Genomic DNA, 25,289 nt, shown 5'->3' on the forward strand with positions numbered 1-25,289 from the left:
CCTCGTTACGCCGCTTTCGGCTGCTTTTCATAGAGGAAATGGAGGATCTGCTGGCGCATGTGGTGATAGCGGCTGTCGTCGGCCAGCTGCACCCGGTTGCGCGGGCGCGGCAGGTCCACGCGCAGGATCTCCCCGACGGTGGCCGCCGGGCCGTTGGTCATCATCAGCACGCGATCGGAGAGCAGCACCGCCTCGTCCACGTCGTGGGTAATGAGCACGATGGTGGTGTTCAGCGCCTGCTGGATCTGCATCACCGAGTCCTGCAGATGCGCGCGCGTCAGCGCATCGAGGGCGCCGAAGGGTTCATCCATCAGCAGGACTTTCGGCTTCATCGCCAGCGCGCGGGCAATACCGACGCGCTGCTTCATGCCGCCGGAGATCTCCCCCGGTCGTTTGTGCAGGGCGTGCCCCATCTGCACGCGGTCGAGGTTGTGCTCGATCCACTCCCTGCGCTCCGCCTTGCTCATGCTGTGGCGAAACACGTGATCGACCGCCAGGGCCACGTTGTCGAAGCAGGTGAGCCACGGCAGCAGCGAATGGTTCTGGAAGACCACCGCACGTTCCGGACCCGGCCCGGCGATTTCACGGTTGTCGCAGATCAGCCCGCCTTCCGTCGGCAGGGTAATACCGGCGATGAGGTTCAGCAGCGTCGATTTGCCGCAGCCGGAGTGCCCGATCAGGCTGACGGTTTCGCCCTCGTGGATATCAAAAGAGACGTTTTGCAGCGCCACAAACTCGCCGCTGGCGGTGGAAAAACGCTGGCTCACGGCCTGGACCTGAATTAATGGTTTCATGTTCGCTCCTTATTTTTCCTGCCAGCTAAAGCGACGGGCGATCAGCATCAGCCCCTGCTCCAGCAGCAGCCCGACCACGCCAATGATGACGATGGCGATGAGAATGTTTTCAACGTTGAGGTTGTTCCACTCGTTCCAGATCCAGAAGCCGATCCCTAAACCTCCGGTGAGCATCTCGGCGGCGACGATCACCAGCCAGGCGATGCCGATGGAGAGACGCACCCCGGTCAGCACCGCGGGCAGCACCGCCGGGAAGAGAATGCGGCGCATGATGGTCCACTCGGAAAGCTGCAGCACCCGGGCCACGTTGAGGTAGTCCTGCGGAATGCGGCGTACGCCTTCGGCGGTGTTGATCACCATCGGCCAGATGGAGCAGATGAAAATGGTCCAGCTCGACGCGGGCTCCGCTTTCTGGAACAGCAGCAGGCCGATGGGCAGCCAGGCCAGCGGGCTAACCGGGCGTAACAGCGAGATCAGCGGGCCGAACATGCGAGAGAAAAAGGTGAAGCGACCAATCAGGAAGCCGAGCGGGATCCCGGTGAGCGCGGCCAGGCCAAAGCCCACCGCCACGCGCTGTAATGAGGCGAGCACGTTCCAGCCGATGCCCATATCGTTAGGCCCGTCGCGATAGAACGGATCGGCAAACAGGGTGATGGCGGAATCGAGCGTGCTGAGCGGCGTCGGGAAACCTTTGCTGTTAATCGCCGCCAGCTGCCAGAGCACCACCAGCAGTCCCAGACCGAGTAACGCCGGGATGATGCGCTGGAGGATCGCGTTAATCCGACGCGCAAACGTCGGTGTACGGCGGCGAACCTGCACCGGAGGCAGGACAATCACCTCCCCACTCTCCGGCGTCTCGTGTGAATTCGTCTTTTGCAGATGCTGCATAATCAGGCCCCTTTACGGTGAATGGCGAAACGGCTGGCGTATCCTTCCGGATCGGTACCGTTCCAGACGGTGCCGTCCATCAATGTGCTGCTGCGTAATGGTGAAGTCGGTGTGCTGATGCCCCCCACCGCCGTGGCGGCATCCTGCCAGACCGCGGTCTGGTTAATGCGCTGCGCGATGCCCGCGTAGTCCGGCGCGGATTTGAGCAAGCCCCAGCGGCGGAACTGGGTTAAGAACCACATGCCGTCGGAGAGATACGGGTAGCTGACGGCCCCCTCGTTGAAGAAGCGGATCGGGTGCGCGTCCTGCCAGCGCTGGCCCAGGCCGTTGTCGTACTCGCCGAGCATGCGTCCGGTGAGATACTGTTCTTTGCAGTTGAGCCACGCCCGGCGGGAGAGGATCTGCGCGGTCTCGCGTTTGTTTTCCGGGGAGGCTTCGATCCAGCGCGCCGCCTCCAGTACCGCGCTCACCAGCGCCCGCGCGGTGTGCGGGTTTTTCTCCACCCAGTCGCGGCGCGTACCGAGGATTTTTTCCGGATGATCGGCCCAGATAGACTGCGACGTGGCGGCGGTAAAACCGATGCGGTCGTTGATGGCCCGGGCGTTCCACGGCTCGCCGACGCAAAAGCCGACCATGTTGCCAATGCGCATGTTCATCACCATCTGCGGCGGCGGCACCACCACCGTGCGCACGTCGTCAAAGGGGTTAATGCCCGCGCTGGCCAGCCAGTAGTAGAGCCACATGGCGTGCGTCCCGGTCGGGAAGGTGTGCGCGAAGGTGTAGGTGCCGGGCGCCTGCTGCCCAATGAGCTTTTTCAGCCCGTCAAGGTCTCGTACGCCCTTCTCCGCCAGATCGCTGGAAAGCGTAATCGCCTGGCCGTTCTGATTGAGCGTCATTAGGTTCGCCATCTGCTGCGGCTTGCCGGCGATGCCCAGCTCCAGGCCGTACAGCAGGCCGTAGAGAATGTGCGCGGCATCGAGTTCGCCCGCCACTAGCTTGTCGCGCACCGCCGCCCAGCTCGCCTCTTTGGTGGGCACGATGGTAATACCGTATTTTTTATCAAAGCCTTTCAGCGCCGCGATAACCACCGGGGCGCAGTCGGTCAGCGGGATAAACCCGATGCGCACCGTTTCCTGCTCCGGTTTATCCGAGCCTGCCGCCCATGCGGCCTGCATGATACCCGGTAACAGCATTGCGCCACTCGCCAGCACGCTGGCCTGCAAAAAACGCCGTCTCGACAAATCCGCCATGACCACTCCTGAAAAAAAACCAAAAAAAAGCGCCCACGATGCCGAAGCACCAGTGGACGCCTTTATCCCGAAGACGCATGCGCCGCCGTTGGCGCATCGTCAAAAATGGTTAATCCGATAATGCAAAGTGAATGCCAGGTTTTAACCCGCAGTTTCCAGGGCGCTAACCGAACTCCCCTCGCCTGCACGCACCTTAATCAGGCAAAAAATGCCCGCTGACCGTGCAGCTACTCCTTTGGTGTTACCTGCCATAAATTCTTCACCATCAGCAGCGCGCGGGCGATATCCACCATCCTTTGGTTCTTGTCCATCGCCATTTTGCGCAGCGCCGTCCAGGCCTGTTCCTCACTCATATTCTGGTGGGTCATCAGCACGCTTTTCGCTTTATCAATGACTTTGCGCTCTTCAAGCGTATCGCGCAGCGATGCTAGCTGGCGCGAGAGCTGTTCTATCTCGCGTGCCTGCTGGCGCACCAGGGTGAGCAACGGTTTTTCCGGATACTGTATCAGCGGGTCGTCCTGCTCATCGGCGGGAGGCACGTACTCATCGTTACGGTAAATACGCTCGTCCACCGCCGTCATCAGATCGGCGATGAGCGTCTCCTCCAGCGTGCGCAAATGCTCAAGGCGCGCGGTTTGCAGAGCAAACCAGGCCAGAGCGGTAAGGCCATCATCTGCGGCAGGCTGGCGGGTACAGGCCACGCGCCGGAGTTGCTCCGTTTCACGATCGGGCTGGCAGTGCAGGGAAAAGGTGGTCTGGACGTCAGCGGAGCTGTGCGAGAGAAAGATCTCAAAGCAGGCCTGCTGACCGTCGATGCGGTCAACCAGCCTCTGGCGAGTCACATCATCGAAAAAACCCTGCGTGAAGCCAATCGCCCCCAGGGCCCGTTCCTGTCCCGCCAGCTCTTTCCCCTGCATCAGGCTATAAAGGGCAACAAAACGCCCGGCGATTTGCGGATCGTCAATGCTGTCATTGAGCTGCGGCACGATACTGAGCAGATGGCGAAGCATGCGGGAGTAGTGTTCCATCGCCTGCGGCGCCGTTACCGTTTGCTGAATAACACCGTCGCGCAGCGCGGGAAGCATATCAAGGCTCTGAAGCGCGCCGCCGATGCGTTCACAGACCGTACTTCCCGGGATCGGCGACTGTTTTTCAAGAATGTCATAAAGTGCAGCGAGGTTTTCATCCACCATCGCCCGGCTGGCTTTGCATTCGAGGGCGTAAAGTTTGCCCTGTGAACAGAGCCAGACGTTGGACGCCCCACGCTCGCACTGTAACATGTGCACCAGTTGGCTAATGCCGTGCACAAGCACGCCAAGCTGTGCCAGCTTGCTGAACTGTTCCCGACGCATCATCCTTGCGCGCTCGAGCCATTCGGCAGCGCCTGGCGAAATGCCAGCCATTAATGTCATGCTTACTCTCCAGAACAGCGAAACTCGGGAAAGCTAAGCAATATTCGTGCCTTTATAAGAACAGGAGTCAACATGCAGAAGATTGTGATCGTCGCCAACGGTGCGGCTTACGGCAGCGAATCCCTTTTCAACAGCCTGCGCCTGGCGATTGCGCTGCGTGAAAAAGAGAGCGACCTGGCGTTACGACTCTTTTTAATGTCGGACGCGGTCACCGCGGGGCTGAAGGGTCAAAAACCGGCAGAAGGCTATAACATTCAGCAGATGCTGGAGATCCTCACCGCGCAAAACGTGCCGGTGAAGCTGTGCAAGACCTGCACCGACGGCCGCGGCATTACCGGTCTGCCGCTGATTGATGGCGTAGAGATTGGTACGCTGGTGGAGCTGGCCGAGTGGACGCTGTCCGCCGATAAAGTATTAACTTTTTAATAATAAACCCGTAAAAATATTATTTTCTTATGGACGCGGTTTCAGCATCAAGTTTACCTGCGGGGTTGCCGATAGGCATGGAAACAACACAGCAGGTATTTCACTTATGTTCAGATCGATTCGTGCACGCATCATCGTGGCGACGGCAGGCTGTCTGGTCGTCGCCCTTCTCCTTAATACCGTCATTAACTTCCAGGTCACGCGCCAGGATAACCAGCAGTCCCAGCGCGATATCCTGACCAGCACCAGCGCCAGCCATAACATGGCGATTGCCGACTGGGTAAAAAGCAAGATGACGGTGATCGCCTCCGCGCAGACCGTTGCGCTGAATGACGACCCGGTTCCGGTGTTTAAACAGCTTGCGCAGGCGGGTGGATTCACCAACGTCTATGTTGGCTACGCCAGCAAAACGGCGAAATTCTCTGAACCGGCGGGCGTTCCGGCGGACTATGACCCGACTATTCGCCCGTGGTATCAGCAGGTGATCAGCACGGACGGTCCGGTTGTCACCGCGCCCTACGTTGACGCGGGGACCGGTAAACTGGTGGTAACCTTTGCGGTGCCGGTGAAAGAAAATGGCACGCTCAAAGCGGTCGTGGCGGGCGATGTGGCCATGGATAGCGTGGTGGCAAACGTGCGCGGGATCCATCCAACTCCGGCCAGCAGCGGGTTGCTTCTGAACAGCGACGGCAGCGTGATTGCCGCTAACGATCCGGCTCTGACGCTGAAACCGTTTGGTGAGACGATCAAGGGCATTGATTTTGCTGCGCTGAAAAGCGGTAACCCCGTCGACGGAACGCTGAACGACGCGGAAAAAACCTTCGTGGCGACAGCCGTGCCGGGCACAAACTGGCTGTTAGTCATCGCGCTCGACAGCGGTGACGCCACCTCCGGCATGCGTTCCCTGCTTAAAGCCTCGGGGATTTCGCTGGTGATCCTCGCACTCCTGAGCGCGGCGATTGTGCATTTCCTGATTGCCCGCCTGCTCAAGCGCTTGTCCGACATTCGCGACGCGATGCACAACATTGCTAACGGCACTAACGATCTGTCCCAGCGCCTGCCGGATAACGGCGAGGACGAGGTCGCGCAGATTGCCCAGGCCTTTAACGCCTTCAGCGATAAGCTGTCGGTGGTGATGGTGCAGCTCCGTGACGCCAGCGAATCGGTGAAAAACGCCGCGCAGGAGATTGCCGCAGGAAACCAGGATCTTTCCGGACGTACCGAGCAGGCGGCATCCAGCCTGCGCGAGACGGCCAGCGCCGTGGAGCAGATCACCGCCTCCGTGACGCAGTCGAATGAATCGGCGGCAGAAGCGAACGACCAGGCGAGCAAGGCCTCAGCGGCCGCGGCGCGCGGCGGCGAGGTGGTATCGCAGGCGATCAGCACCATGCAGTCCATTGAAGTCGCGTCGGCAAAAATTGGCGATATCACCAGCGTGATTGACGGCATTGCTTTCCAGACCAACATTCTGGCGCTGAACGCCTCCGTCGAGGCGGCGCGTGCGGGTGAGCAGGGACGCGGGTTTGCCGTCGTAGCAGGTGAAGTGCGTAACCTGGCAAGTCGTAGCGCTCAGGCGGCGAAAGAGATCAAATCTCTGATTGACTCCACCACCGACAGCGTGGCAACCGGCTCCCGCTACGTGCATCTGGCGGGGGAAAGCATGGATGAGATCCGCTCCAGCATCGGCAGCGTCTCTGGCATCATGCGCGAAATCTCCATCGCCACCAGCGAGCAGATGAAAGGGATTCATGAGATCAACCACGCGGTGACCCATCTCGACAGAATGGTTCAGCAGAACGCCGAGCTGGTGGTGGAATCCGCCGCCGCCGCGGGAGCCCTGCAGAGCCAGGCGGGCGACCTTGCTGAAACAGCCGGGCATTTCCGCATTTAATCTTCTTCCGGCGCGCGTTTAGCGGGTAAAACGCGCGCTAGCCTAAATTTTGAGGAATTTTGTCATTTTTGTTTAATCGTTATGCCATTTTTTGATCAAAATCAGCATCCCGCCCCCTCCCCTTTGGTGTTATGCCATGAGTGAATTGTGAACAACATCACGCTCGGATATGGCAGCAGGGAGAGCGTTGTTTAAGACTACGGGGTAAAAAATGGCACTGGTAAAAACAAGTTTGAAACTGTTTGGTGGGGATACGGTAGTGGTGCGTTGCTCAGAACGCTGTCGTATTCATCTGATGAGTTCGAAAGCACAAAAACAGTCCCAGGCGGATATTCTCACCGTACAGGACGATAAGGCCTGGCTTACCGTGCCGTATACCGGCACGTGGGATGTGCTGATTGATAGCCACAGCCAGTCGCTGGAGCATTCCGTCAGCTACGTGGCAGCATAAGTTTAAACGCCCGGCAAGCCGGGCGTATTGTCAGGCAAAACCCGGTCGCAGCGCGCTGTTGAGCGGGTTCCCTTCCAGCAGCGCCTTCACCTTCACCACCAGCTCATTCAGACAATCGTCCTTCATGCCGAGGCGGGTCAGCTCCTGATCGAGGGAGAACAGATACTGCGCGTTGGTGCCCAGAGGCCCGCTCGCGGCGGCAATCAACGGGGCAATCACCTGCGTGCGGGTATCCGCTTCATACAGCGGATGGCGCGGATCCATAATAAACACCAGCGCATTGACGGTGCGTCCGTCGTCCAGTTCCAGCTTGCACCAGCTCGGCATATAGCAGCCGGTGATCATCTCGCGCTTCCAGAGCAGCGTGAGCTCCTCTTCCAGCGTGGCATCCGGCAGGCGATACGCCACGCCCGTGGTGCGTCCGCCCTCTTTCAGTGCAAGCATGCGCCCGGGCTGGCACGCGCTGCCGCGTCCGGCCGTCAGGCGCAGGCAAAATGCGCGATGCCAGCCAGGCAGCGTTCCCGTTGCCGATTCGACAAATTCCAGAGCCGGGTTCCACATCAGGGAGCCGTAGCCAAAAATCCATACCGGGCCATCATCCGGGCGGCAGACAAGCGTGGCAGCGAGTGACGCCGCACGTTGTTCAGCTGACCAGAGAAGCGATTCCTCAATAGCACCAAATGCCGTCTTACAATCTGCCTTCATTAAGAAATCACGCGTTAACACTTTCCACCTCCGCCACTGCATGCTTCCTTGCGACATCTGTAATTCGCCTTCCCGGCATTTTATGCTGGTCATTTTGCCAGCAGTCGAATAACGATAAGCAATTAGCGGACCAGTTGCAATACAACGGAAGTTCAACCGCCTGAAAAGTCAAAATGAAGGCAGCGAATCATTTCATGGCTATTTCTTTTTATGCCATTTATCGTCGTCTCCTTTCTCATATTCATGTTTTACTGCGGCCCAGGCGACTTTGTGGGCCGTCTCTTCACGACTGGCATCATCCCGGCGATCGTCCTTGTCTTTGTACTGATCCCAGGCGCTGTTAAACGCCTCTTTGTAGATATCCTGCGCGTGAGCGGGCAGCACGTTTTGTACGTTATCCGGTAATTCGCGTTTCGCTTTATAGGGCATCACTAACCTCTCTTTTGGTTAAAGAGATAAGTGTGGACGACGATACGCCATGGTGCCACTCGGCAATAATTTATGAATAAATTACATTTTTAATTAATTGTTATTTAATGAGTAATCAACAAAGAATCTGCATTATACCCATCATCAATGAAAATAATAACAAAGTGTAAAATTAAGTAAAAAATAAAGGGTATTTAACAGAGATCTGTTAATTTAATGACCTCAAAAATCTATCTATAATTACAAGCACCTGCATTGATGGAGAAGCACATGACAGCAACACACGAGGCGGTAAAGACCCGCCACAAGGAGACGTCACTCATTTTCCCGGTTCTGGCACTGGCTGTGCTGCTCTTCTGGGGAAGCAGTCAGTCACTGCCAGTGGTGGTTGGTATCAATATTCTTGCCCTGGTCGGCATCTTAACCAGCGCATTTAGCGTTGTTCGCCATGCGGACGTCCTGGCCCACCGTCTGGGCGAGCCGTACGGATCGTTAATTCTCAGCCTTTCCGTTGTTATTCTCGAAGTCAGCCTGATTTCCGCGCTTATGGCGACCGGCGATGCCGCGCCGACGCTGATGCGCGACACGCTCTATTCGATCATTATGATTGTGACGGGCGGCCTGGTAGGCTTCTCTCTGCTGCTGGGCGGGCGCAAATTTGCGACCCAGTATATGAACCTGTTCGGCATTAAACAGTATCTTATCGCCCTCTTCCCGCTGGCGATTATCGTGCTGGTCTTCCCGATGGCGCTGCCGGGTGCAAACTTTTCCACCGGGCAGGCGCTGCTGGTCGCACTGATTTCCGCCGCCATGTACGGCGTGTTTCTGTTGATTCAGACCAAAACGCACCAGAGTCTTTTTGTGTACGAGCATGAAGACGACGGCGACGATGATGACCCGCACCACGGCAAGCCGTCGGCCCACAGCAGCGCGTGGCATACGGTTTGGCTGATCGTGCATCTGATTGCGGTGATTGCCGTCACCAAGATGAACGCTAACCCGCTGGAGACGCTGTTAACCGAGCTGAACGCGCCGGTGGCGTTTACCGGCTTCCTGGTGGCGCTGCTGATCCTGTCCCCTGAAGGGCTAGGCGCGCTGAAAGCGGTGTTGAATAATCAGGTACAGCGCGCAATGAACCTGTTCTTCGGTTCCGTACTGGCGACGATTTCACTTACCGTACCGGTGGTGACGCTGATTGCCTTTATGACGGGCAACGAGCTGCAGTTTGCGCTGGGCGCGCCGGAGATGATTGTGATGGTCGCCTCGTTGCTGCTGTGCCAGATTTCGTTCTCAACCGGGCGCACCAACGTGCTGAACGGCGCGGCGCATATGGCCTTGTTTATTGCGTATCTGATGACGATATTTGCGTAATTTTATGCGGCGCGGGCTGATGCCCTCATCCGAACCCTCTCCCACAGGGAGAGGGAGAACAAAAAACCCGCCGAAGCGGGTTTTTTTATTAGTTGCTGGTGTCCAGCTCGTCGAAGCTCTTCACCAGATCGTCAATCGCTTTGATCTGCTTCAGGAACGGCTCCAGCTTGTCCAGCGGCAGCGCGGATGGGCCGTCGCATTTCGCGTTAGCCGGATCCGGGTGCGCTTCAATGAACAGGCCGGCCAGACCGGTCGCCATGCCGGCGCGCGCCAGCTCGGTCACCTGAGCGCGACGGCCGCCGGACGCGGCGCCAAACGGGTCGCGGCACTGCAGGGCGTGGGTCACGTCGAAAATCACCGGAGACTGACCGGAGACATTTTTCATTACGCTGAAGCCCAGCATGTCGACAACCAGGTTGTCGTAGCCGAAGTTTGCGCCACGGTCGCACAGGATGACCTGATCGTTGCCGCCTTCGATAAATTTATCGACGATGTTGCCCATCTGACCAGGGCTGACGAACTGTGGTTTCTTCACGTTGATAACGGCACCGGTTTTCGCCATCGCCGCAACCAGGTCAGTCTGACGCGCCAGGAACGCCGGAAGCTGAATCACGTCCACCACGTCTGCCACCGGCTGCGCCTGTGAGGCTTCATGCACGTCGGTGATCACTTTCACGCCAAAGGTCTGCTTCAGCTCCTGGAAAATTTTCATTCCCTCTTCCAGGCCCGGGCCACGGTAAGAGTTGATAGAGGAGCGGTTGGCTTTGTCAAAAGAGGCCTTAAACACGTACGGGATGCCCAGCTTCTGGGTCACGGTCACGTAGTGTTCGCAGATACGCATGGCGAGATCGCGGGATTCCAGCACGTTCATGCCGCCAAACAGTACGAACGGCAGGTCGTTTGCTACCTTGATATCACCAATGCTAACCACTTTTTGTTTCATAGGATCGCCTTATTCAGGTGTGAATCGGAATTAAGATTAATGCAGTGTAATTTGTTTGTGCGAGATCGCGTTGATCTGCGCACGAATCATTTCGCTAATGGGATCTTCCGGACACTGCTCAACGAAATAATTCAAATCATTCAGCGCCACGTGCTCACAGTCGAGCTGCGCGTAGATCAGCCCACGATCGCGAATTTCGTACGGGTCTTCCGGGTTGAACTGCAGCAGCACTTCGCTGGCGCGCAACGCCAGCTCCATCTGACGCTCTTCCATTAACGCAGACTTCAGCGTATCCAGCAGCTTGCGAATGACCTCGGCGTTATCTGCCTCGTCGAGATCTTCGTTGAAGAGCTCAGCCACCGGGCTGATATTGCCTTTCAGCCACACGTCCAGCGTATGTTCATCCAGCGTGTCGCCGTTGAAAGGATTAATGAGCCACATTTCGCCGTCCAGCCACTCAGCACGCAGGATCATCTGCGTCGGGAAAATGACCGGGACCAGCGGAATATCCAGACGGTGCGCGACCCACAGCAAAATAGAGCCCAGCGCCACGGCGCTGCCCTGACGATTTTTTAAGACCTGGTCCAGCCATAACGCGTCAGACAGGCGATACACGCCCCGCGTGTCGCAGAAACCCCATTCGCCGTAGAAAAGCTCCAGCAGCTTCTCTAATTGCCAGTCTTGCGGGCGAGCCTGATTAATCTCTTCACGCGCCAGGCTGACCAGATTCTCCAGCTCATCGTAGACAAACTGCGACGTAAAATCGTCGCGAATCATCTCGGAAATCAGGATCATGCCATCGCAAAGCGGCACTTTATTAAATTCGAAATCGGCTAAGGACCTCATGACTTACCCCAGTAACGGTATTCTTGTGGTGGCGAGTTTAATGATGATGTACAGCACCACCAGACCCAGCAGAAAGGCGATAAACCCGACCTGCTGGCTGCGCGGACGACGACGCCCAAGCGCGATAAAACCCAAAACGATGTAGATGATAACGCCAAACAGCTTTTCAGTCAGCCATGCACCTTTATCAGTAAATGGCAGATAGCCGGTCTTCCACATGAGCCCGGCACCGGAAAGGAGCAATAGCGTGTCGATGCAGTGCGGTGCGATACGCACCCAGCGGGCATCCATCAGCGGATTGTTGCTGTAGCGCCACCAGTAACGGACGATGAAAAAGCTGATGGTCAGCGCAACGGAAATGAGGTGGACAGTAATGAGCACGGTAAACAGGCTCATAGCCACTGCCCCAGCGTCAGGCGTTCGTTGCCGCCGTAGTCGCGGCAGGTTTCGACAGCGGCGTAGCCAGCTTGCGTAAACAGTGCCCGAACGGCTTCTCCCTGCGTCCAGCCATGCTCCACCAGCAGCCAGCCGCCGGGAAGCAAATGTTCCCGTGACGTTGTCACAATGTGTTCGAGATCGGCTAATCCCGCGTTGGCGGCCACGAGCGCCGTCAGCGGTTCGAAGCGCACGTCTCCCTGCGAAAGGTGCGGGTCATGTTCGTCGATGTAGGGAGGATTGCTGACAATCATCGCAAATGAGCGATTCTCCAGCGCGGCAAACCAGCTGCTTTGCAGCACCGTCACGTTGCGAAGCCCGAGACGTTCCACGTTACGCTGCGCCAGCGCCACCGCGTCGGGCATCACATCCACCGCCGTCACCGCGCAGTCGGGCCGCTCGGTAGCGAGCGCCAGCGCGATAGCCCCGGTGCCGGTACCGAGATCGAGAATGCTGCAGGCCGCCGCAGGTAAACGCGCCAGCGCCTGCTCCACCAGACACTCGGTGTCCGGACGCGGGATCAGCGTCGCCGCCGAGACGTACAGCGGTAACGACCAGAACTCACGCTCACCGACAAGGTGCGCCACCGGCTCGCCGGTTTTACGGCGGGCAAGCAGCGCGCCGAGCTGCGCTTCCTGTTCCGCGGTCAGTTCGGTTTCGCCAAAAGCCAGCAGATACGTGCGGGCTTTACCCGTCACATGCTCAAGCAAAATTTCGGCGTCGCGTTTCGGGCTTTCGCTTTCTGAAAGCTCACCGGCCGCCTCACGTAACCAGCGCTGAAAATCCATTATTCCTGCTCGGACAGCGCCGCCAGCTGGTCGGCCTGGTATTCCTGCACGATAGGCTCGATCAGCATATCCAGCTTCCCTTCCATCACCTCGTCCAGACGGTACAGCGTCAGGTTGATGCGGTGATCGGTTACGCGCCCCTGCGGGAAGTTGTAGGTGCGGTTACGGTCGCTGCGATCGCCGCTGCCCAGCAGGTTACGGCGCGTAGACGCTTCCGCCTGCTGGCGTTTCGCCATTTCAGCTGCGTGGATACGCGCGCCCAGCACGGACAACGCTTTGGCTTTGTTTTTGTGCTGCGAACGCTCGTCCTGACATTCAACGACGATGCCGGTCGGCAGGTGGGTAATACGGATAGCGGAATCGGTGGTGTTAACGTGCTGACCGCCCGCGCCAGAGGAGCGGAACGTATCAATACGCAGGTCTGCAGGATTGATGTCCGGCAGTTCAGCTTCCGGCAGCTCCGGCATCACCGCAACCGTACAGGCGGAGGTGTGAATGCGGCCCTGAGATTCGGTGGCCGGCACGCGCTGCACGCGGTGACCGCCGGATTCAAACTTGAGACGACCGTACACGCCGTCGCCGCTGATCTTGGCGATAACCTCTTTGTAGCCACCATGTTCGCCTTCGTTGGCGCTCATGATCTCCACGCGCCAGCGACGCGATTCGGCATAGCGGCTGTACATGCGGAACAGATCCCCGGCAAACAGCGCCGCTTCGTCACCGCCGGTACCGGCACGCACTTCCACAAACGCGTTACGCTCGTCGTCCGGATCTTTCGGCAGCAGAAGCACCTGAAGCTGCTGCTCCATCTCTTCAGAACGCGCTTTCGCATCCTGCAACTCTTCCTGCGCCATCTCGCGCATTTCAGGATCGTCGAGCATCATCTGCGCGGTTTCGATATCTTCCTGAACCTGTCGCCAGTCGGTAAAGCATTTAGAAACATCACTTAACTGCGCGTATTCACGCGAGAGCGCGCGAAAACGTTCCTGGTCCGCAATGGTCCCGGCATCCCCGAGCAGCGCCTGTACTTCTTCATGGCGCTCGTGCAGAGCTTCCAGTTTAGCGACGATAGAAGGCTTCATAGGCGTAAGTGCACCTTGTCTTAGAAAATGGGTATAGGGCGCTATTCCAGCCCGAGGCTGTTGCGCAGAATAGTCAGGCGTTCATCATCCCCGTCACGGGCAGCCTGCTGAAGAGATTTGGTTGGTGCATGGATCAGGCGGTTGGTCAGTTTCCACGCCAGATCCTGCATAATCGCATTTGCGTCGCCGCCCTGTTCAAGGGCTGCTAACGCTTTGGCAGTCAGGTCATCACGCACCTGCTCCGCCTGCCCGCGGTACTCGCGGATGGTCTCGCTGACGCTTTGCGCGCGCAGCCAGGCCATAAACTCACTGGTTTCCTGCTCAACGATGGTTTCCGCCTGAACCGCCGCCGCTTTACGCTGGGCAAGGTTGTGCGAAATGATGCTTTGCAGGTCATCCACGCTGTAGAGATAGGCGTTAGGCAGCTTGCCCACTTCCGGCTCAACATCGCGCGGGACGGCGATATCCACCAGCAGCATCGGCTGATTACGGCGGGACTTCAGCGCACGCTCCACCATCCCTTTTCCGATAATCGGCAGCGGGCTGGCGGTTGAGCTGATAATAATGTCAGCCTCTTTCAGGCGTTCATCGATGTCGCTCAGGGCAACCACCTCTGCACCCACTTCATCCGCCAGCACCTGCGCGCGTTCGCGGGTGCGGTTAGCGATAATCATCTTTTTCACTTTATGCTCGCGCAGATGGCGCGCCACAAGTTCGATGGTTTCGCCCGCCCCCACCAGCATCACGGTGACGGTAGAAAGGGATTCAAAGATTTGGCGTGCAAGGGTGCAGGCCGCGAAAGCAACAGAAACCGCACTGGCACCAATGTCGGTTTCTGTTCGCACACGCTTCGCCACGGAGAACGACTTCTGGAACATGCGCTCCAGCTCGCTGGCCTTCAGATGCCCTTTTTGCGAATCCGCAAAGGCTTTTTTCACCTGACCCAGAATTTGCGGCTCGCCCAGCACCAGCGAATCCAGCCCGCTGGCGACGCGCATCAGATGGCTGACGGCATCGTTGTCCTGATGCCAGTACAGGCTGTTGCGCAGCTCGTCTTCATTGAGGTTGTGGTAGTCGCATAGCCAGCGGATCAGCGCTTCGTGCAGGTTGTCCTGCTCTTCCACGCTTAAATACAGCTCGGTACGGTTGCACGTCGAGAGCACCACGCCACCCTGCACCATAGGCTGTGCAAGCAGGCTGTCAAGCGCCAGGTCAAGCGTATCCGGCGAAAACGTCACGCGTTCTCGCAGCGAAACCGGAGCCGTTTTGTGGTTGATGCCGAGTGCTAATAGGGTCATGTTGAGCGGGAGTAGTACCAGCGTTAATAAGGTTAGCAGAACGCATCATACAGGATGCGCGAGATCAATAAAAGGGACTGCCCCCTTTCGGAGTAATAGGTTACACAACCCTTTGAGATAATTTGAACGTAGACGGTAGCCCCCTTCGACGCTAGCATTAACAGTTATAACTGCAACGTATCTCAAGGATTTGTCCTCATTATGACCCGACTGATTCGCCTGCTGCCGCTGGCAGCACTGGTTCTGACCGCGTGTACCGTCACCCAACCAAAAGGCCCGGGCAAAAGCCCTGATTCACCGCAGTGGCGTCAGCACCAGCAGGACGTCCGTAATTTGAACCAGTACCAGACCCGCGGCGCTTTCGCTTATCTCTCTGACGAGCAAAAGGTTTATGCCCGCTTCTTCTGGCAGCAGACGGGGCAGGACAACTACCGCCTGCTGCTGCTGAACCCGCTGGGCAGCACCGAGCTGGAGCTTATCGCCAAACCGGGCGAAGCGCAGATCACCGATAACAAAGGCCAGCACTATACCGCGACCGATGCCGAAGAGATGATTGGCAAGCTGACCGGGATGCCTATCCCGCTCAACAGCCTGCGCCAGTGGATCCTTGGCCTGCCGGGTGAGGCAACGGACTACACCCTTGACGACCAGTACCGTCTGAGCCAGGTGAACTACACCCAGAACGGCAAAACCTGGAAAGTGGTGTACAGCGCCTATGACAGCAAGAGTAAACCGTCGCTGCCATCAAACATGGAGCTGACCCAGGGCAGCCAGCGTATCAAGCTGAAAATGGACAACTGGATCGTTAAATGATGACCCACTGGCCCTCTCCGGCAAAGCTGAACCTATTTTTATACATTACCGGCCAGCGTGCTGACGGTTATCACACCCTCCAGACGCTGTTTCAGTTTATTGACTATGGCGACACGATCTCTATTGAACTGCGCCAGGACGGGCAGATTTGCCTGCTAACGCCGGTCGAAGGCGTGGCGCATGAGGACAACCTGATCGTGCGCGCCGCGCGTCTGCTGATGAAAGCCGCGGCGGAATCGGGCCGTCTGACCGCGGGAAGCGGTGCGGATATCCGTATCGAGAAACGCCTGCCGATGGGCGGCGGTCTGGGCGGTGGATCATCCAACGCCGCCACCGTGCTGGTTGCGCTGAACCACCTCTGGGGCTGCGGGCTGTCGAAGGACGAACTGGCAGCCCTGGGCCTGACGCTGGGGGCGGATGTCCCGGTGTTTGTGCGCGGTCATGCGGCCTTTGCTGAAGGCGTGGGTGAGATCCTCTCCCCGGCTGAACCGCTGGAGAAGTGGTATCTGGTTGCCCATCCTGGCGTGAGCATTCCGACCCCGGTCATCTTTAAAGATCCTGACCTGAAAAGGAATACCCCGGTTCGGTCAATAGAAACGTTATTAAATTGTGAATTCAGCAACGATTGCGAGGATATCGCAAGAAAACGTTTTCGCGAGGTTGATGCGGTGCTTTCCTGGCTGTTAGAATACGCGCCGTCGCGCCTGACTGGTACAGGAGCCTGTGTCTTTGCTGAATTTGACACCGAATCCGCCGCTCGTCAGGTGCTTGAGCAAGCGCCGGTTTGGCTGCATGGTTTTGTAGCTCGCGGGATGAACACCTCCCCCCTACAGCAGACCATTCTGGCGCAGACTGAGTTTCGGTGACAACGTCACCCTGTTCCAGACGTTGCATCGCGCTCTTTAATACACCGCCTGGATAGCCTTCGCCTGGCCCGCACAGTTTGCGGCGAACGCTATCCACCACTGGACGCATGCCTGAGGTTCTTCTCGTGCCTGATATGAAGCTTTTTGCTGGTAACGCCACCCCGGAACTAGCACAACGTATTGCCAACCGCCTGTACACTTCCCTCGGCGACGCCGCCGTAGGTCGCTTTAGCGACGGCGAAGTCAGCGTACAAATTAACGAAAATGTACGCGGTGGTGATATTTTCATCATCCAGTCCACCTGTGCTCCAACAAACGACAACCTGATGGAATTGGTTGTTATGGTCGACGCCCTGCGTCGCGCTTCCGCAGGCCGTATCACTGCTGTAATCCCTTACTTCGGCTATGCCCGTCAGGACCGTCGCGTCCGTTCCGCACGTGTGCCAATCACCGCTAAAGTTGTCGCTGACTTCCTGTCCAGCGTCGGCGTTGACCGCGTACTGACCGTTGACCTGCACGCAGAGCAGATCCAGGGCTTCTTCGACGTCCCGGTTGATAACGTATTCGGCAGCCCAATCCTGCTGGAAGACATGCTGCAGCTGAACCTGGATAACCCAATCGTGGTTTCTCCGGACATCGGCGGCGTGGTACGTGCCCGTGCTATCGCTAAGCTGCTGAACGATACCGACATGGCGATCATCGACAAACGCCGTCCGCGCGCTAACGTTTCTCAGGTGATGCACATCATCGGTGATGTTGCTGGCCGTGACTGCGTGCTGGTTGACGACATGATCGATACCGGCGGCACGCTGTGTAAAGCAGCTGAAGCGCTGAAAGAGCGTGGTGCCAAGCGCGTATTCGCTTACGCGACTCACCCGATCTTCTCCGGTAACGCAGTAAACAACCTGCGCAACTCCGTCATTGACGAAGTTGTGGTATGCGATACCATCCCACTGAGCGACGAGATCAAAGCACTGCCAAACGTGCGTACGTTGACCCTGTCCGGGATGCTGGCCGAAGCGATTCGTCGTATCAGCAACGAAGAATCCATCTCAGCAATGTTCGAACACTAATCGAACACGGCCGAAAAACCCGCTGCGGCGGGTTTTTTTGTCTCCGGGTTTTATTTGTATGATTAATGCCTCCTTCACCTGCCATTCATATGACAGATGATGCGCATACGGATGATAGATAATTGTGAAAAACGTAGCCTCCTCACATGTTCTGCCCTTTCGCGCCCTCATCGACGCCTGCTGGAAAGAGAAGTACACCTTGTCACGCTTTGTCCGTGACCTGATTGCCGGGATCACCGTCGGCATTATCGCCATCCCGCTGGCGATGGCGCTGGCGATTGGCAGCGGCGTTGCGCCGCAGTACGGTCTGTACACCTCGGCCGTTGCCGGGATCGTCATTGCCCTGACGGGCGGCTCGCGCTTTAGCGTTTCCGGCCCGACCGCCGCCTTCGTGGTGATCCTCTACCCGGTTTCACAGCAGTTTGGTCTGGCAGGCCTGCTGGTCGCCACCCTGATGTCCGGCGTCTTTTTGATTCTGTTTGGTCTGGCCCGCTTTGGTCGCCTGATTGAATATATTCCCCTTTCCGTAACGCTGGGATTCACATCGGGGATTGGTATCACCATCGGAACCATGCAGATCAAGGATTTCCTCGGCCTGCAGATGCCCCACGTACCGGAGCACTACCTGCAAAAAGTGGGGGCGCTGTTTATGGCGCTGCCGACGGCCAACCTGGGCGACGCCGCCATCGGGATTGTGACGCTGGGCACGCTGATCGTCTGGCCTCGCCTCGGTATTCGTCTGCCGGGCCATCTGCCCGCGCTGCTGCTGGGCTGCGCGGTGATGGCGATCGTCAATATGTTCGGTGGTCACGTCGCGACTATCGGCTCGCAGTTCCACTATGTTCTGGCGGACGGTTCACAGGGTAGCGGCATTCCGCAACTGCTACCGCAGCTGGTGCTGCCGTGGGACATGCCCGGCTCCAGCTTCACCCTAAGCTGGGATTCCCTGCGAGCCCTGCTTCCCGCCGCGTTCTCTATGGCAATGCTGGGGGCGATTGAATCCCTGCTCTGTGCCGTCGTTCTGGACGGGATGACCGGCACCAAGCACAAAGCCAACAGCGAACTGGTCGGTCAGGGATTAGGCAACCTCGTCGCGCCGTTCTTCGGCGGTATTACCGCAACGGCAGCCATCGCCCGTTCTGCGGCCAACGTGCGCGCGGGTGCAACCTCACCGGTTTCGGCGGTTATCCACTCCGTGCTGGTGATCCTCGCCCTGCTGATCCTCGCCCCGCTGCTCTCCTGGCTACCGCTTTCCGCCATGGCCGCCCTGCTGCTGATGGTGGCCTGGAACATGAGCGAGGCGCACAAGGTGGTGAACCTGCTTCGTCGCGCGCCGAAAGACGACATCATCGTGATGCTGATCTGCATGTCGCTGACCGTGCTGTTCGATATGGTTATCGCCATCAGCGTCGGGATCGTGCTGGCTTCCCTGCTGTTTATGCGCCGTATCGCGCAGATGACGCGCCTTTCCCCGGTTAACGTCGAGGTGCCTGACGATGTGCTGGTGCTGCGCGTGATTGGTCCGCTGTTCTTCGCCGCGGCGGAAGGTCTGTTCAGCGATCTGGAGTCCCGCATCGCGGGCAAACGAGTTGTGGTGCTGAAATGGGATGCCGTACCGGTGCTCGATGCAGGCGGCCTGGATGCCTTCCAGCGCTTTGTGAAACGTCTGCCGGAAGGCTGCGAGCTGCGGGTGAGTAACCTGGAGTTTCAGCCGCTGCGCACCATGGCGCGCGCGGGTGTACAGCCGATCCCTGGCCGACTCTCCTTCTACCCTAACCGTGAAACCGCGTTAGCGGATCTGTGAGTTACCTGATGCAGAGAAACGTCTCTGCATCATCACCCCGATCGCCTGCTGGAGCCATGCAAGCACGGCAGGCGTCATCCAGGTTCCTTTCATCAGGTGCGGCTCCTGCTGCATGGCAGTACGAAACTTTTGCTGAGTTTCCGGGTTCTTGCCCGCGTAAGACTGGAACAATGCCAGCCAGTTTTCAGCCAGCTTTTGCGCCTCCTCACAGGCAGGATCGATATTTTCCCGCTGCGCCTGATGCAGTTTCGCCACCAGCGGCGGCCACTCCATCATGCGGTCAAAGTAGTGTGCCCGGGTAAAGGCCATCTCTTCGGCAGTGAGATACTTCTCCCATATGAAGAGCTTAGACTCAGCAAACGCGCGCGTGATGTAATCCGTCATCTCCGGCGTGATGCCGGTCTGCGCCTGCATCTGCGGTTCAACGCTGTGCATCTCGTTCAGCCGGGTGAGAAACTCCGGCTTGCCCGCCGTGTCCTGCTCAAGGCGCTCCATCCAGCGCGTCGCCAGATCCATCGCCCGGGCGTCAGTAGCGGGTATATGGTGCTCCAGCAGCGTGTTGGCCTCTGCAACCAGCCCTGACCAGATAGCCGCCAGCGCATCCTTCTGCACCGCAAACGGCAGCTGCTGTAACTCTTCTTTGCTAAACCAGCGATCGTACATATTCATTAACTCCAGAGTCTGTAGCCAGGATTCCAGATCCGGCGTCGCATCGTCGAGAAGCCCGGTTCGCAGCTCCACCAGCCGGTCGCGCAGCGTATGTATGCTGCGCAGCTGTTTATCCAGCAGCGTGATTTGCGCATCGAGTAACTCGGTTAACGACAGCGACTCCTGTTCCAGGAAATCCCTGATTTCAGCAAGTTCCAGCCCCGCTTTTGCCAGCGCCTGGATCATATGCAGACGCTGGACATCCGCCAGGTTGTAAAGCCGGTAACCTGCCGCGCTTCTGGCAGAAGGCAGCAACAACCCTGTTTGCTCATAGTGGTGCAATGTCCGCACGGTGATACCGGCGCGTTTCGCCAGTTCACCCACCTGAATCAACATAACTGCTCCTTTTTCTTTGCCAGTGGCGCCACTCTGGAGCCTTACGTTACGTGAGGGTCAACCCTTGATGCAAAAAAAAACGACTCCCGCGGGAGCCGTTTCGGCGTTCTTTATCGTAGCACTAGCTGTGCTTATGCTGATCGCGACGACAGCGTTTGTCGTAGTGGCGCACCCACCAGTATTTATCGCAGACTTCCTCATGGCCGCTCACGCGCGCCCCTGCAAGCCACAATACCGCACCAACGAAGATGCTCAATATCGCGCCGTGCGCGAAGTATTGCGGGAGGTCAATCTGAGGTAACTGGTTTAAAATGGAATAACCCACGCCGGCTACCATCACGAACAGCCCCAATCCCATCAGTACGTTACCGAGTAACGAAGCGTTTTTGCGTTTCATGTGTCACCTCCGGAACTTTGGGTTGTCAGGGGAAAAGCCCCTAATCCTTGTGTGTAAAGTATAGACAACGCCCCTTTTATGAGTTGCGTGAATGATCACAATTACAGATAAGTCCCAAACAAAAGTTTACAAATAAGGCTTTGAACAGCTTGAAATTCTAATGGTTCAAATCAGAAATTATTCGTATTTCGCTGGGAAGATCGCAGAATTTTGTCAAGCGGCGCGCCAGACAGTAAACTACGCGCCAGATCTGGAACCCATTAGGAATTGAATCGTGACGATTAAACTGATTGTCGGCCTCGCCAACCCCGGCGCAGAGTATGCGGCCACCCGCCACAACGCCGGGGCATGGTACGTCGATCTGCTGGCCGAGCGGTTACGTGCTCCCCTGCGTGAAGAACCTAAATTCTTCGGGTATACCTCACGTATCATCCTTGCTGGCGCGGATGTTCGTTTACTGGTGCCCACCACCTTTATGAACCTGAGTGGTAAAGCGGTGGCGGCAATGGCAACGTTTTATCGCATCAATCCGGATGAAATCCTGGTCGCACACGATGAGCTGGATCTCCCGCCCGGCGTGGCAAAATTCAAGCTGGGCGGCGGGCACGGCGGCCACAACGGCCTCAAAGACATCATCAGCAAGCTGGGCAATAACCCGAATTTCCACCGTTTGCGCGTTGGAATCGGCCATCCGGGCGATAAAAACAAAGTTGTCGGTTTCGTACTCGGTAAGCCCCCGGTTTCTGAGCAGAAACTGATTGACGAGGCGGTAGACGAAGCGGCGCGCTGCACTGAAATCTGGCTGAAAGATGGGTTAACCAAAGCGACAAACCGCTTACACGCTTTCAAAGCGCAATAATCCGCCCGATTCGGCTTTTTTACCGCGCGTCATGCGGGTTACGTGTATAATAGGCGTAGTTATTTACTTTTCATCAATCGGTTATCGTTAACGGATTGATTATCAAGATATTAAGGTGATTTAGAAATGGGATTCAAATGCGGTATCGTCGGTCTGCCAAACGTGGGCAAATCCACCCTGTTTAACGCGCTTACCAAAGCGGGTATCGAAGCGGCGAACTTCCCGTTCTGTACCATCGAACCTAACACCGGCGTTGTGCCAATGCCGGACCCGCGTCTGGACCAGCTCGCGGAAATCGTTAAGCCGCAGCGCATTCTGCCAACCACCATGGAATTCGTGGACATCGCGGGCCTGGTAAAAGGCGCGTCCAAAGGTGAAGGCCTGGGTAACCAGTTCCTGACCAACATTCGTGAAACCGAAGCGATCGGCCACGTTGTGCGCTGCTTCGAGAACGACAACATCATCCACGTTAACAACAAAGTGGATCCGGCTGACGACATCGACGTCATCAACACCGAGCTGGCGCTCTCTGACCTCGACACCTGCGAACGCGCTATTCACCGCGTGCAGAAGAAAGCCAAAGGCGGCGACAAGGACGCGAAAGCGGAACTGGCTGCGCTGGAAAAATGTCTGCCACAGCTTGAAAACGCGGGCATGCTGCGCGCGCTGAAAAACCTGACTGAAGAAGACAAGGCGGCGATCAAATACCTGAGCTTCCTGACCCTGAAGCCAACCATGTACATCGCCAACGTTAACGAAGACGGTTTTGAGAACAACCCGTACCTCGACAAAGTGCGTGAAATCGCGGCGGCTGAAGGTTCTGTGGTTGTGGCGGTTTGCGCTGCAGTTGAATCCGACATCGCTGAGCTGGACGACGCCGACCGTGAAGAGTTCATGGCCGAGCTGGGTCTGGAAGAGCCGGGCCTGAACCGCGTGATCCGCGCGGGCTATGAGCTGCTGAACCTTCAGACCTACTTCACCGCTGGCGTGAAAGAAGTGCGTGCGTGGACGATCCCTGTGGGTGCGACAGCTCCTCAGGCGGCCGGTAAGATCCACACCGACTTCGAGAAAGGCTTTATTCGTGCGCAGACTATCGCGTTTGAAGACTTCATCACCTACAAGGGTGAGCAAGGCGCGAAAGAAGCAGGCAAGATGCGTGCGGAAGGGAAAGACTACATCGTTAAAGATGGCGATGTGATGAACTTCTTGTTTAACGTTTGAGTTGTTTTGAATGAAAAAAATCCACGCTTTGGCGTGGATTTTTATTCCGAGATAAATTCCCCGGTTAATACTAAATTTAAAAAATCCCTTCTTTGAGAGGATAATCTTTTATTCCTCCCCAAGGGTCATCTAGCAAAAACTTAGCAGCAATAGCTTCTTTTGCCGGCACAAGAGTGAAATTATAATAAATTTCATCTCCTTCACAAATCTCATAAAAGAGTGAATAAACTTCATCGTTCACATCTATATTTAAATCGAATTTCTCAGTTGCAGAAGCGATTTGCAGCTTATCTTTATCCGTAATGAAAAATGGCACAACAATACAGCGCTGAGCATTTTCATCCGATTTGAAAGCATTCTCTATTTTGATATTGACGTTTGCTCCAAACGCGTCCTCTGGTAATGGATCGAATATAACATAATCCTTGTGTAGAACAGCCCCTTGAGAAACATTGCCTTTTCCCCACTGACTCAGCTTTTCGTCATAGTCTCGGGATCGTAACAATATTTGATTATGCGAAATTAGTAGATCTACTTTTTGCATGCTCTTATCACTCATAATATTACATCGTATTTTATTTTTGTTGTATCTGGCAGTTCTGAAAAAATAATCTATATTTGAACTATTTTTTTAAAAAAATGCACGATTTGGCGTGGGTTTTCCAAAATACTGAACTAAGCGTTTAATAAAAGCAAAACTATAACATAAATATACTATTACTTTCTTTATCAATTTCCAGGCTTCCTAATGCTCCAAGATCTAAAGAATAAATATCATCAGTACCCTTGCACAGATTCAAAAAATACCCAAGATCACCATCTTGACCAATCAATAAAAGGTCAGGCTCAACCTCTTGGATTGCATATGCATTATTTCTTTCAAGCAAATCAAAACAATTGAAAACATAAAGCTGGTCACCATTTGCTCGTTGAATTTCATAAAAGTCAGCGTACTTGACATTCTCAATTATAAAGCATTTATATTCAGATGGTAAAGAAATGTGCATAAGCTTTTCAATTTCATTTAGCTGATCAATTAAATTTTGTTTTTCCATACCAACTTGCCTTTAAGCTAATAAGTCATATATAAAATAAACATTATTACTATTAAACTATTTCTATTGGTCAAAATATTTATACGAATCCCTAAGCGATTTTCTTCCCTGCTGTTTTAGAACACATGCATCAATCATTTCTTTGTAACTGATATGAAACTATTGTTTCAACGTTGCATACTAATCTCCAGGCTAAGCTCTACGGGTTCGTTGAGTAGAACCTATATTAGCATATAGACTGCCTGATGCGGATTTAAGTAACTTGATTGTTGCGAACCCGCGGCTGTCTGATGACTTCCGTCAGGCGGTTGTACGTGACCTTCTCTGCAGATCCTTCGAGCAGGCAACCGTCCCGCTCTTCCCTTACCAGGTTGCGGTAGTCGTAATCCCAGCGGCGCGGCGACGATGGGCATTGCCGGTAAAGAAGACCCGACGATGCAGTCGACCAAGGTGGTAGTACTCGCGGCGGGTGGTAAGCAGCTACGGGGGACTATTCTCAGGGTGGAGTTGTTCGTTGCGAGTATAACGACCGCTTATTAAGGGTAACGGTAAGCAAGGCGCGAAAAAAAAATAAGCAAGACACCTGCAAAAGGAAAAAAGACTATTGTTATAAATGGCTACATAATGAACTAATTGTTTAACATTTTTTGGGATGAAAAAATCCACGCCAGGGCGTGGATTTGCATTCAGAGATAAACTCCCTCTTCTAATGAGTTTCCAGTAATCGTTGCTTTTGTAAAGGAAACTAGAACATCTGAACCTTGCTTTTTATATTTAACTTCGTAACTACCAGGGTCTAAAGAAATGAACTCACCTGAAATAGCATCTGAGTCATCAGGCTCAAGATCTCCGCCTGTGACATCTTCTCCCGCCCCAATGAAAACCTTTCCAGAAGGTACGCTTAAAAATAGTGACCCGGTATATTCATCAACATCATTTTTAATATGAACTTTATAGGCACCATCATCTCCAAGATTGAGAAATAATAGATTCCCTTTATTTATTTCTTCAACTTCATCTTCTGGAAGACTCCACCAATCTGCATCATCATTAATTCTATGCTTTAATGACATCAAATCATAAATAACTAATGTGGCAGTATCTGTTTGTATGCTTATGATTTTTCTCATGCCGTAAGTAAAAGGCCG

The 25,289-nt window shown here is 55.7% G+C and carries 28 protein-coding genes and 1 pseudogene; 10 read left to right on the top strand and 19 right to left on the bottom strand.

The genetic code is table 11. The features are described from left to right. Positions 1-5: 5 nt before the first annotated feature. The 4 genes from LBF07_RS01495 to nasR all read right to left on the bottom strand — a co-directional run bounded on the left by LBF07_RS01495 (position 6) and on the right by nasR (position 4,344). On the bottom strand, positions 6-794 hold the full coding sequence (locus tag LBF07_RS01495; protein WP_032656677.1) for an ABC transporter ATP-binding protein: 789 nt from the start codon (positions 792-794) through the stop codon (positions 6-8). Between the two features lie 9 nt (positions 795-803). Continuing rightward, the gene (ntrB, locus tag LBF07_RS01500; RefSeq protein WP_094934677.1) at positions 804-1,682 is read right to left on the bottom strand and encodes a nitrate ABC transporter permease; all 879 of its coding nucleotides are present in this window, start codon (positions 1,680-1,682) and stop codon (positions 804-806) included. A 2-nt stretch (positions 1,683-1,684) separates the two neighbouring features. Then, positions 1,685-2,932, bottom strand: a complete 1,248-nt coding sequence (locus LBF07_RS01505) for a CmpA/NrtA family ABC transporter substrate-binding protein (RefSeq protein WP_058841344.1) — start codon at positions 2,930-2,932, stop codon at positions 1,685-1,687. Between the two features lie 227 nt (positions 2,933-3,159). Then, the gene (gene nasR, locus LBF07_RS01510) at positions 3,160-4,344 is read right to left on the bottom strand and encodes a nitrate regulatory protein NasR (protein WP_094934678.1); all 1,185 of its coding nucleotides are present in this window, start codon (positions 4,342-4,344) and stop codon (positions 3,160-3,162) included. Between the two features lie 72 nt (positions 4,345-4,416). Here nasR and LBF07_RS01515 point away from each other — a divergent pair, with 72 nt between their 5' ends. The 3 genes from LBF07_RS01515 (at position 4,417) to LBF07_RS01525 (ending at position 7,112) form a co-directional block, all read left to right on the top strand. Next, on the top strand, positions 4,417-4,770 hold the full coding sequence (locus LBF07_RS01515) for a DsrE/DsrF/TusD sulfur relay family protein (protein ID WP_008499522.1): 354 nt from the start codon (positions 4,417-4,419) through the stop codon (positions 4,768-4,770). A gap of 106 nt (positions 4,771-4,876) precedes the next feature. Then, a complete protein-coding gene (locus tag LBF07_RS01520; RefSeq protein WP_094934679.1) occupies positions 4,877-6,661 on the top strand; it encodes a methyl-accepting chemotaxis protein in 1,785 nt (594 codons plus the stop codon). A 211-nt stretch (positions 6,662-6,872) separates the two neighbouring features. Beyond that, positions 6,873-7,112 (top strand): DUF1883 domain-containing protein, encoded by a 240-nt coding sequence (locus tag LBF07_RS01525; RefSeq protein WP_010432930.1) that lies wholly within the window; start codon positions 6,873-6,875, stop codon positions 7,110-7,112. Positions 7,113-7,142: 30 nt separating this feature from the next. Here the strand turns inward: LBF07_RS01525 and LBF07_RS01530 are convergent, their stop codons facing one another. Together LBF07_RS01530 and chaB are read right to left on the bottom strand one after the other, a co-directional pair. Further along, positions 7,143-7,838: a gamma-glutamylcyclotransferase gene (locus LBF07_RS01530; protein WP_094934722.1), complete on the bottom strand. Its 696-nt coding sequence runs from the start codon at positions 7,836-7,838 to the stop codon at positions 7,143-7,145. A 177-nt stretch (positions 7,839-8,015) separates the two neighbouring features. Next, on the bottom strand, positions 8,016-8,246 hold the full coding sequence (chaB, locus tag LBF07_RS01535) for a putative cation transport regulator ChaB (protein WP_023312121.1): 231 nt from the start codon (positions 8,244-8,246) through the stop codon (positions 8,016-8,018). Between the two features lie 270 nt (positions 8,247-8,516). Here chaB and chaA point away from each other — a divergent pair, with 270 nt between their 5' ends. After that, entirely contained in the window at positions 8,517-9,617 is a 1,101-nt protein-coding gene (gene chaA / locus LBF07_RS01540) for a sodium-potassium/proton antiporter ChaA (protein WP_023312122.1), read from the top strand. A gap of 88 nt (positions 9,618-9,705) precedes the next feature. Here the strand turns inward: chaA and kdsA are convergent, their stop codons facing one another. From kdsA to hemA, 6 genes are read right to left on the bottom strand one after another with little or no spacing between them, the layout of a single operon-like run. After that, on the bottom strand, positions 9,706-10,560 hold the full coding sequence (gene kdsA, locus LBF07_RS01545) for a 3-deoxy-8-phosphooctulonate synthase (protein ID WP_023335996.1): 855 nt from the start codon (positions 10,558-10,560) through the stop codon (positions 9,706-9,708). A gap of 36 nt (positions 10,561-10,596) precedes the next feature. Next, positions 10,597-11,406 (bottom strand): invasion regulator SirB1, encoded by an 810-nt coding sequence (gene sirB1, locus LBF07_RS01550; RefSeq protein WP_023312124.1) that lies wholly within the window; start codon positions 11,404-11,406, stop codon positions 10,597-10,599. 3 nt (positions 11,407-11,409) lie between these two features. Beyond that, the gene (gene sirB2 / locus LBF07_RS01555) at positions 11,410-11,802 is read right to left on the bottom strand and encodes an invasion regulator SirB2 (RefSeq protein WP_032656670.1); all 393 of its coding nucleotides are present in this window, start codon (positions 11,800-11,802) and stop codon (positions 11,410-11,412) included. Beyond that, the gene (gene prmC, locus LBF07_RS01560; RefSeq protein ID WP_094934680.1) at positions 11,799-12,629 is read right to left on the bottom strand and encodes a peptide chain release factor N(5)-glutamine methyltransferase; all 831 of its coding nucleotides are present in this window, start codon (positions 12,627-12,629) and stop codon (positions 11,799-11,801) included. Before prmC ends, sirB2 begins: the two co-directional genes overlap by 4 nt. Continuing rightward, a complete protein-coding gene (gene prfA / locus LBF07_RS01565) occupies positions 12,629-13,711 on the bottom strand; it encodes a peptide chain release factor 1 (RefSeq protein ID WP_021240360.1) in 1,083 nt (360 codons plus the stop codon). The genes prmC and prfA overlap by 1 nt, the downstream gene beginning before the upstream one ends. A gap of 41 nt (positions 13,712-13,752) precedes the next feature. Next, positions 13,753-15,009 (bottom strand): glutamyl-tRNA reductase, encoded by a 1,257-nt coding sequence (gene hemA, locus LBF07_RS01570; protein WP_023335999.1) that lies wholly within the window; start codon positions 15,007-15,009, stop codon positions 13,753-13,755. A 201-nt stretch (positions 15,010-15,210) separates the two neighbouring features. Here hemA and lolB point away from each other — a divergent pair, with 201 nt between their 5' ends. The 4 genes from lolB to dauA all read left to right on the top strand — a co-directional run bounded on the left by lolB (position 15,211) and on the right by dauA (position 19,565). After that, entirely contained in the window at positions 15,211-15,822 is a 612-nt protein-coding gene (gene lolB, locus LBF07_RS01575; RefSeq protein WP_023312128.1) for a lipoprotein insertase outer membrane protein LolB, read from the top strand. Continuing rightward, entirely contained in the window at positions 15,819-16,688 is an 870-nt protein-coding gene (gene ispE / locus LBF07_RS01580) for a 4-(cytidine 5'-diphospho)-2-C-methyl-D-erythritol kinase (RefSeq protein ID WP_087822747.1), read from the top strand. Before lolB ends, ispE begins: the two co-directional genes overlap by 4 nt. A 125-nt stretch (positions 16,689-16,813) precedes the next feature. Then, positions 16,814-17,761, top strand: coding sequence for a ribose-phosphate diphosphokinase (gene prs / locus LBF07_RS01585; RefSeq protein WP_003856663.1), 948 nt, complete (start codon positions 16,814-16,816; stop codon positions 17,759-17,761). A gap of 124 nt (positions 17,762-17,885) precedes the next feature. Continuing rightward, positions 17,886-19,565, top strand: coding sequence for a C4-dicarboxylic acid transporter DauA (gene dauA / locus LBF07_RS01590; RefSeq protein WP_094934681.1), 1,680 nt, complete (start codon positions 17,886-17,888; stop codon positions 19,563-19,565). On the opposite strand, the gene LBF07_RS01595 is transcribed toward dauA, so the two are convergent. Next, the gene (locus tag LBF07_RS01595; protein ID WP_094934682.1) at positions 19,551-20,609 is read right to left on the bottom strand and encodes a MerR family transcriptional regulator; all 1,059 of its coding nucleotides are present in this window, start codon (positions 20,607-20,609) and stop codon (positions 19,551-19,553) included. The genes dauA and LBF07_RS01595 overlap by 15 nt on opposite strands. 121 nt (positions 20,610-20,730) lie before the next feature. After that, positions 20,731-21,006: a stress-induced protein YchH gene (gene ychH / locus LBF07_RS01600; protein ID WP_023312132.1), complete on the bottom strand. Its 276-nt coding sequence runs from the start codon at positions 21,004-21,006 to the stop codon at positions 20,731-20,733. Between the two features lie 274 nt (positions 21,007-21,280). Here ychH and pth point away from each other — a divergent pair, with 274 nt between their 5' ends. Next, positions 21,281-21,865, top strand: coding sequence for an aminoacyl-tRNA hydrolase (gene pth, locus LBF07_RS01605; protein WP_094934683.1), 585 nt, complete (start codon positions 21,281-21,283; stop codon positions 21,863-21,865). 126 nt (positions 21,866-21,991) lie between these two features. Beyond that, positions 21,992-23,086 carry a redox-regulated ATPase YchF gene (gene ychF / locus LBF07_RS01610; RefSeq protein ID WP_010432886.1) on the top strand — a complete coding sequence of 365 codons (1,095 nt, stop codon included), beginning with the start codon at positions 21,992-21,994 and terminating at the stop codon, positions 23,084-23,086. 76 nt (positions 23,087-23,162) lie between these two features. Here ychF and comJ read toward each other — a convergent pair whose 3' ends face one another. The 5 genes and pseudogenes from comJ to LBF07_RS01630 all read right to left on the bottom strand — a co-directional run bounded on the left by comJ (position 23,163) and on the right by LBF07_RS01630 (position 25,271). Continuing rightward, positions 23,163-23,630, bottom strand: a complete 468-nt coding sequence (gene comJ, locus LBF07_RS01615; RefSeq protein WP_224435100.1) for a competence protein ComJ — start codon at positions 23,628-23,630, stop codon at positions 23,163-23,165. A gap of 154 nt (positions 23,631-23,784) precedes the next feature. Then, complete coding sequence (locus LBF07_RS01620) at positions 23,785-24,141, bottom strand: SMI1/KNR4 family protein (protein WP_094934685.1); 357 nt, start codon at positions 24,139-24,141, stop codon at positions 23,785-23,787. 63 nt (positions 24,142-24,204) lie between these two features. Continuing rightward, positions 24,205-24,279 (bottom strand): hypothetical protein, encoded by a 75-nt coding sequence (locus LBF07_RS24675; RefSeq protein WP_112778127.1) that lies wholly within the window; start codon positions 24,277-24,279, stop codon positions 24,205-24,207. 154 nt (positions 24,280-24,433) lie between these two features. Then, a pseudogene (locus LBF07_RS24680) lies at positions 24,434-24,621 on the bottom strand (RHS repeat protein); the annotation flags it as partial. A gap of 206 nt (positions 24,622-24,827) precedes the next feature. Beyond that, positions 24,828-25,271 (bottom strand): DUF6386 family protein, encoded by a 444-nt coding sequence (locus tag LBF07_RS01630; protein WP_094934686.1) that lies wholly within the window; start codon positions 25,269-25,271, stop codon positions 24,828-24,830. Positions 25,272-25,289 lie beyond the last annotated feature (18 nt).

Source organism: Enterobacter cloacae complex sp. ECL352, assembly GCF_020149545.1.
Lineage (GTDB): Bacteria > Pseudomonadota > Gammaproteobacteria > Enterobacterales > Enterobacteriaceae > Enterobacter > Enterobacter asburiae_B.

Excerpts from the sequence above, each read along its gene's own strand:
- LBF07_RS01515 (WP_008499522.1), top strand. The coding sequence starts at position 4,417 with ATGCAGAAGATTGTGATCGTCGCCAACGGTGCGGCTTACGGCAGCGAA.
- comJ (WP_224435100.1), bottom strand. The coding sequence starts at position 23,630 with ATGCAAAAAGTAGATCTACTAATTTCGCATAATCAAATATTGTTACGA.
- prfA (WP_021240360.1), bottom strand. The coding sequence starts at position 13,711 with ATGAAGCCTTCTATCGTCGCTAAACTGGAAGCTCTGCACGAGCGCCAT.
- sirB2 (WP_032656670.1), bottom strand. The coding sequence starts at position 11,802 with ATGAGCCTGTTTACCGTGCTCATTACTGTCCACCTCATTTCCGTTGCG.
- ychF (WP_010432886.1), top strand. The coding sequence starts at position 21,992 with ATGGGATTCAAATGCGGTATCGTCGGTCTGCCAAACGTGGGCAAATCC.
- lolB (WP_023312128.1), top strand. The coding sequence starts at position 15,211 with ATGACCCGACTGATTCGCCTGCTGCCGCTGGCAGCACTGGTTCTGACC.
- chaA (WP_023312122.1), top strand. The coding sequence starts at position 8,517 with ATGACAGCAACACACGAGGCGGTAAAGACCCGCCACAAGGAGACGTCA.
- LBF07_RS01525 (WP_010432930.1), top strand. The coding sequence starts at position 6,873 with ATGGCACTGGTAAAAACAAGTTTGAAACTGTTTGGTGGGGATACGGTA.
- kdsA (WP_023335996.1), bottom strand. The coding sequence starts at position 10,560 with ATGAAACAAAAAGTGGTTAGCATTGGTGATATCAAGGTAGCAAACGAC.
- LBF07_RS01520 (WP_094934679.1), top strand. The coding sequence starts at position 4,877 with ATGTTCAGATCGATTCGTGCACGCATCATCGTGGCGACGGCAGGCTGT.
- LBF07_RS01495 (WP_032656677.1), bottom strand. The coding sequence starts at position 794 with ATGAAACCATTAATTCAGGTCCAGGCCGTGAGCCAGCGTTTTTCCACC.
- LBF07_RS01630 (WP_094934686.1), bottom strand. The coding sequence starts at position 25,271 with ATGAGAAAAATCATAAGCATACAAACAGATACTGCCACATTAGTTATT.
- LBF07_RS01505 (WP_058841344.1), bottom strand. The coding sequence starts at position 2,932 with ATGGCGGATTTGTCGAGACGGCGTTTTTTGCAGGCCAGCGTGCTGGCG.
- nasR (WP_094934678.1), bottom strand. The coding sequence starts at position 4,344 with ATGACATTAATGGCTGGCATTTCGCCAGGCGCTGCCGAATGGCTCGAG.
- LBF07_RS01620 (WP_094934685.1), bottom strand. The coding sequence starts at position 24,141 with ATGGAAAAACAAAATTTAATTGATCAGCTAAATGAAATTGAAAAGCTT.
- LBF07_RS01595 (WP_094934682.1), bottom strand. The coding sequence starts at position 20,609 with ATGTTGATTCAGGTGGGTGAACTGGCGAAACGCGCCGGTATCACCGTG.
- prmC (WP_094934680.1), bottom strand. The coding sequence starts at position 12,629 with ATGGATTTTCAGCGCTGGTTACGTGAGGCGGCCGGTGAGCTTTCAGAA.
- ntrB (WP_094934677.1), bottom strand. The coding sequence starts at position 1,682 with ATGCAGCATCTGCAAAAGACGAATTCACACGAGACGCCGGAGAGTGGG.
- chaB (WP_023312121.1), bottom strand. The coding sequence starts at position 8,246 with ATGCCCTATAAAGCGAAACGCGAATTACCGGATAACGTACAAAACGTG.
- sirB1 (WP_023312124.1), bottom strand. The coding sequence starts at position 11,406 with ATGAGGTCCTTAGCCGATTTCGAATTTAATAAAGTGCCGCTTTGCGAT.
- ispE (WP_087822747.1), top strand. The coding sequence starts at position 15,819 with ATGATGACCCACTGGCCCTCTCCGGCAAAGCTGAACCTATTTTTATAC.
- ychH (WP_023312132.1), bottom strand. The coding sequence starts at position 21,006 with ATGAAACGCAAAAACGCTTCGTTACTCGGTAACGTACTGATGGGATTG.
- hemA (WP_023335999.1), bottom strand. The coding sequence starts at position 15,009 with ATGACCCTATTAGCACTCGGCATCAACCACAAAACGGCTCCGGTTTCG.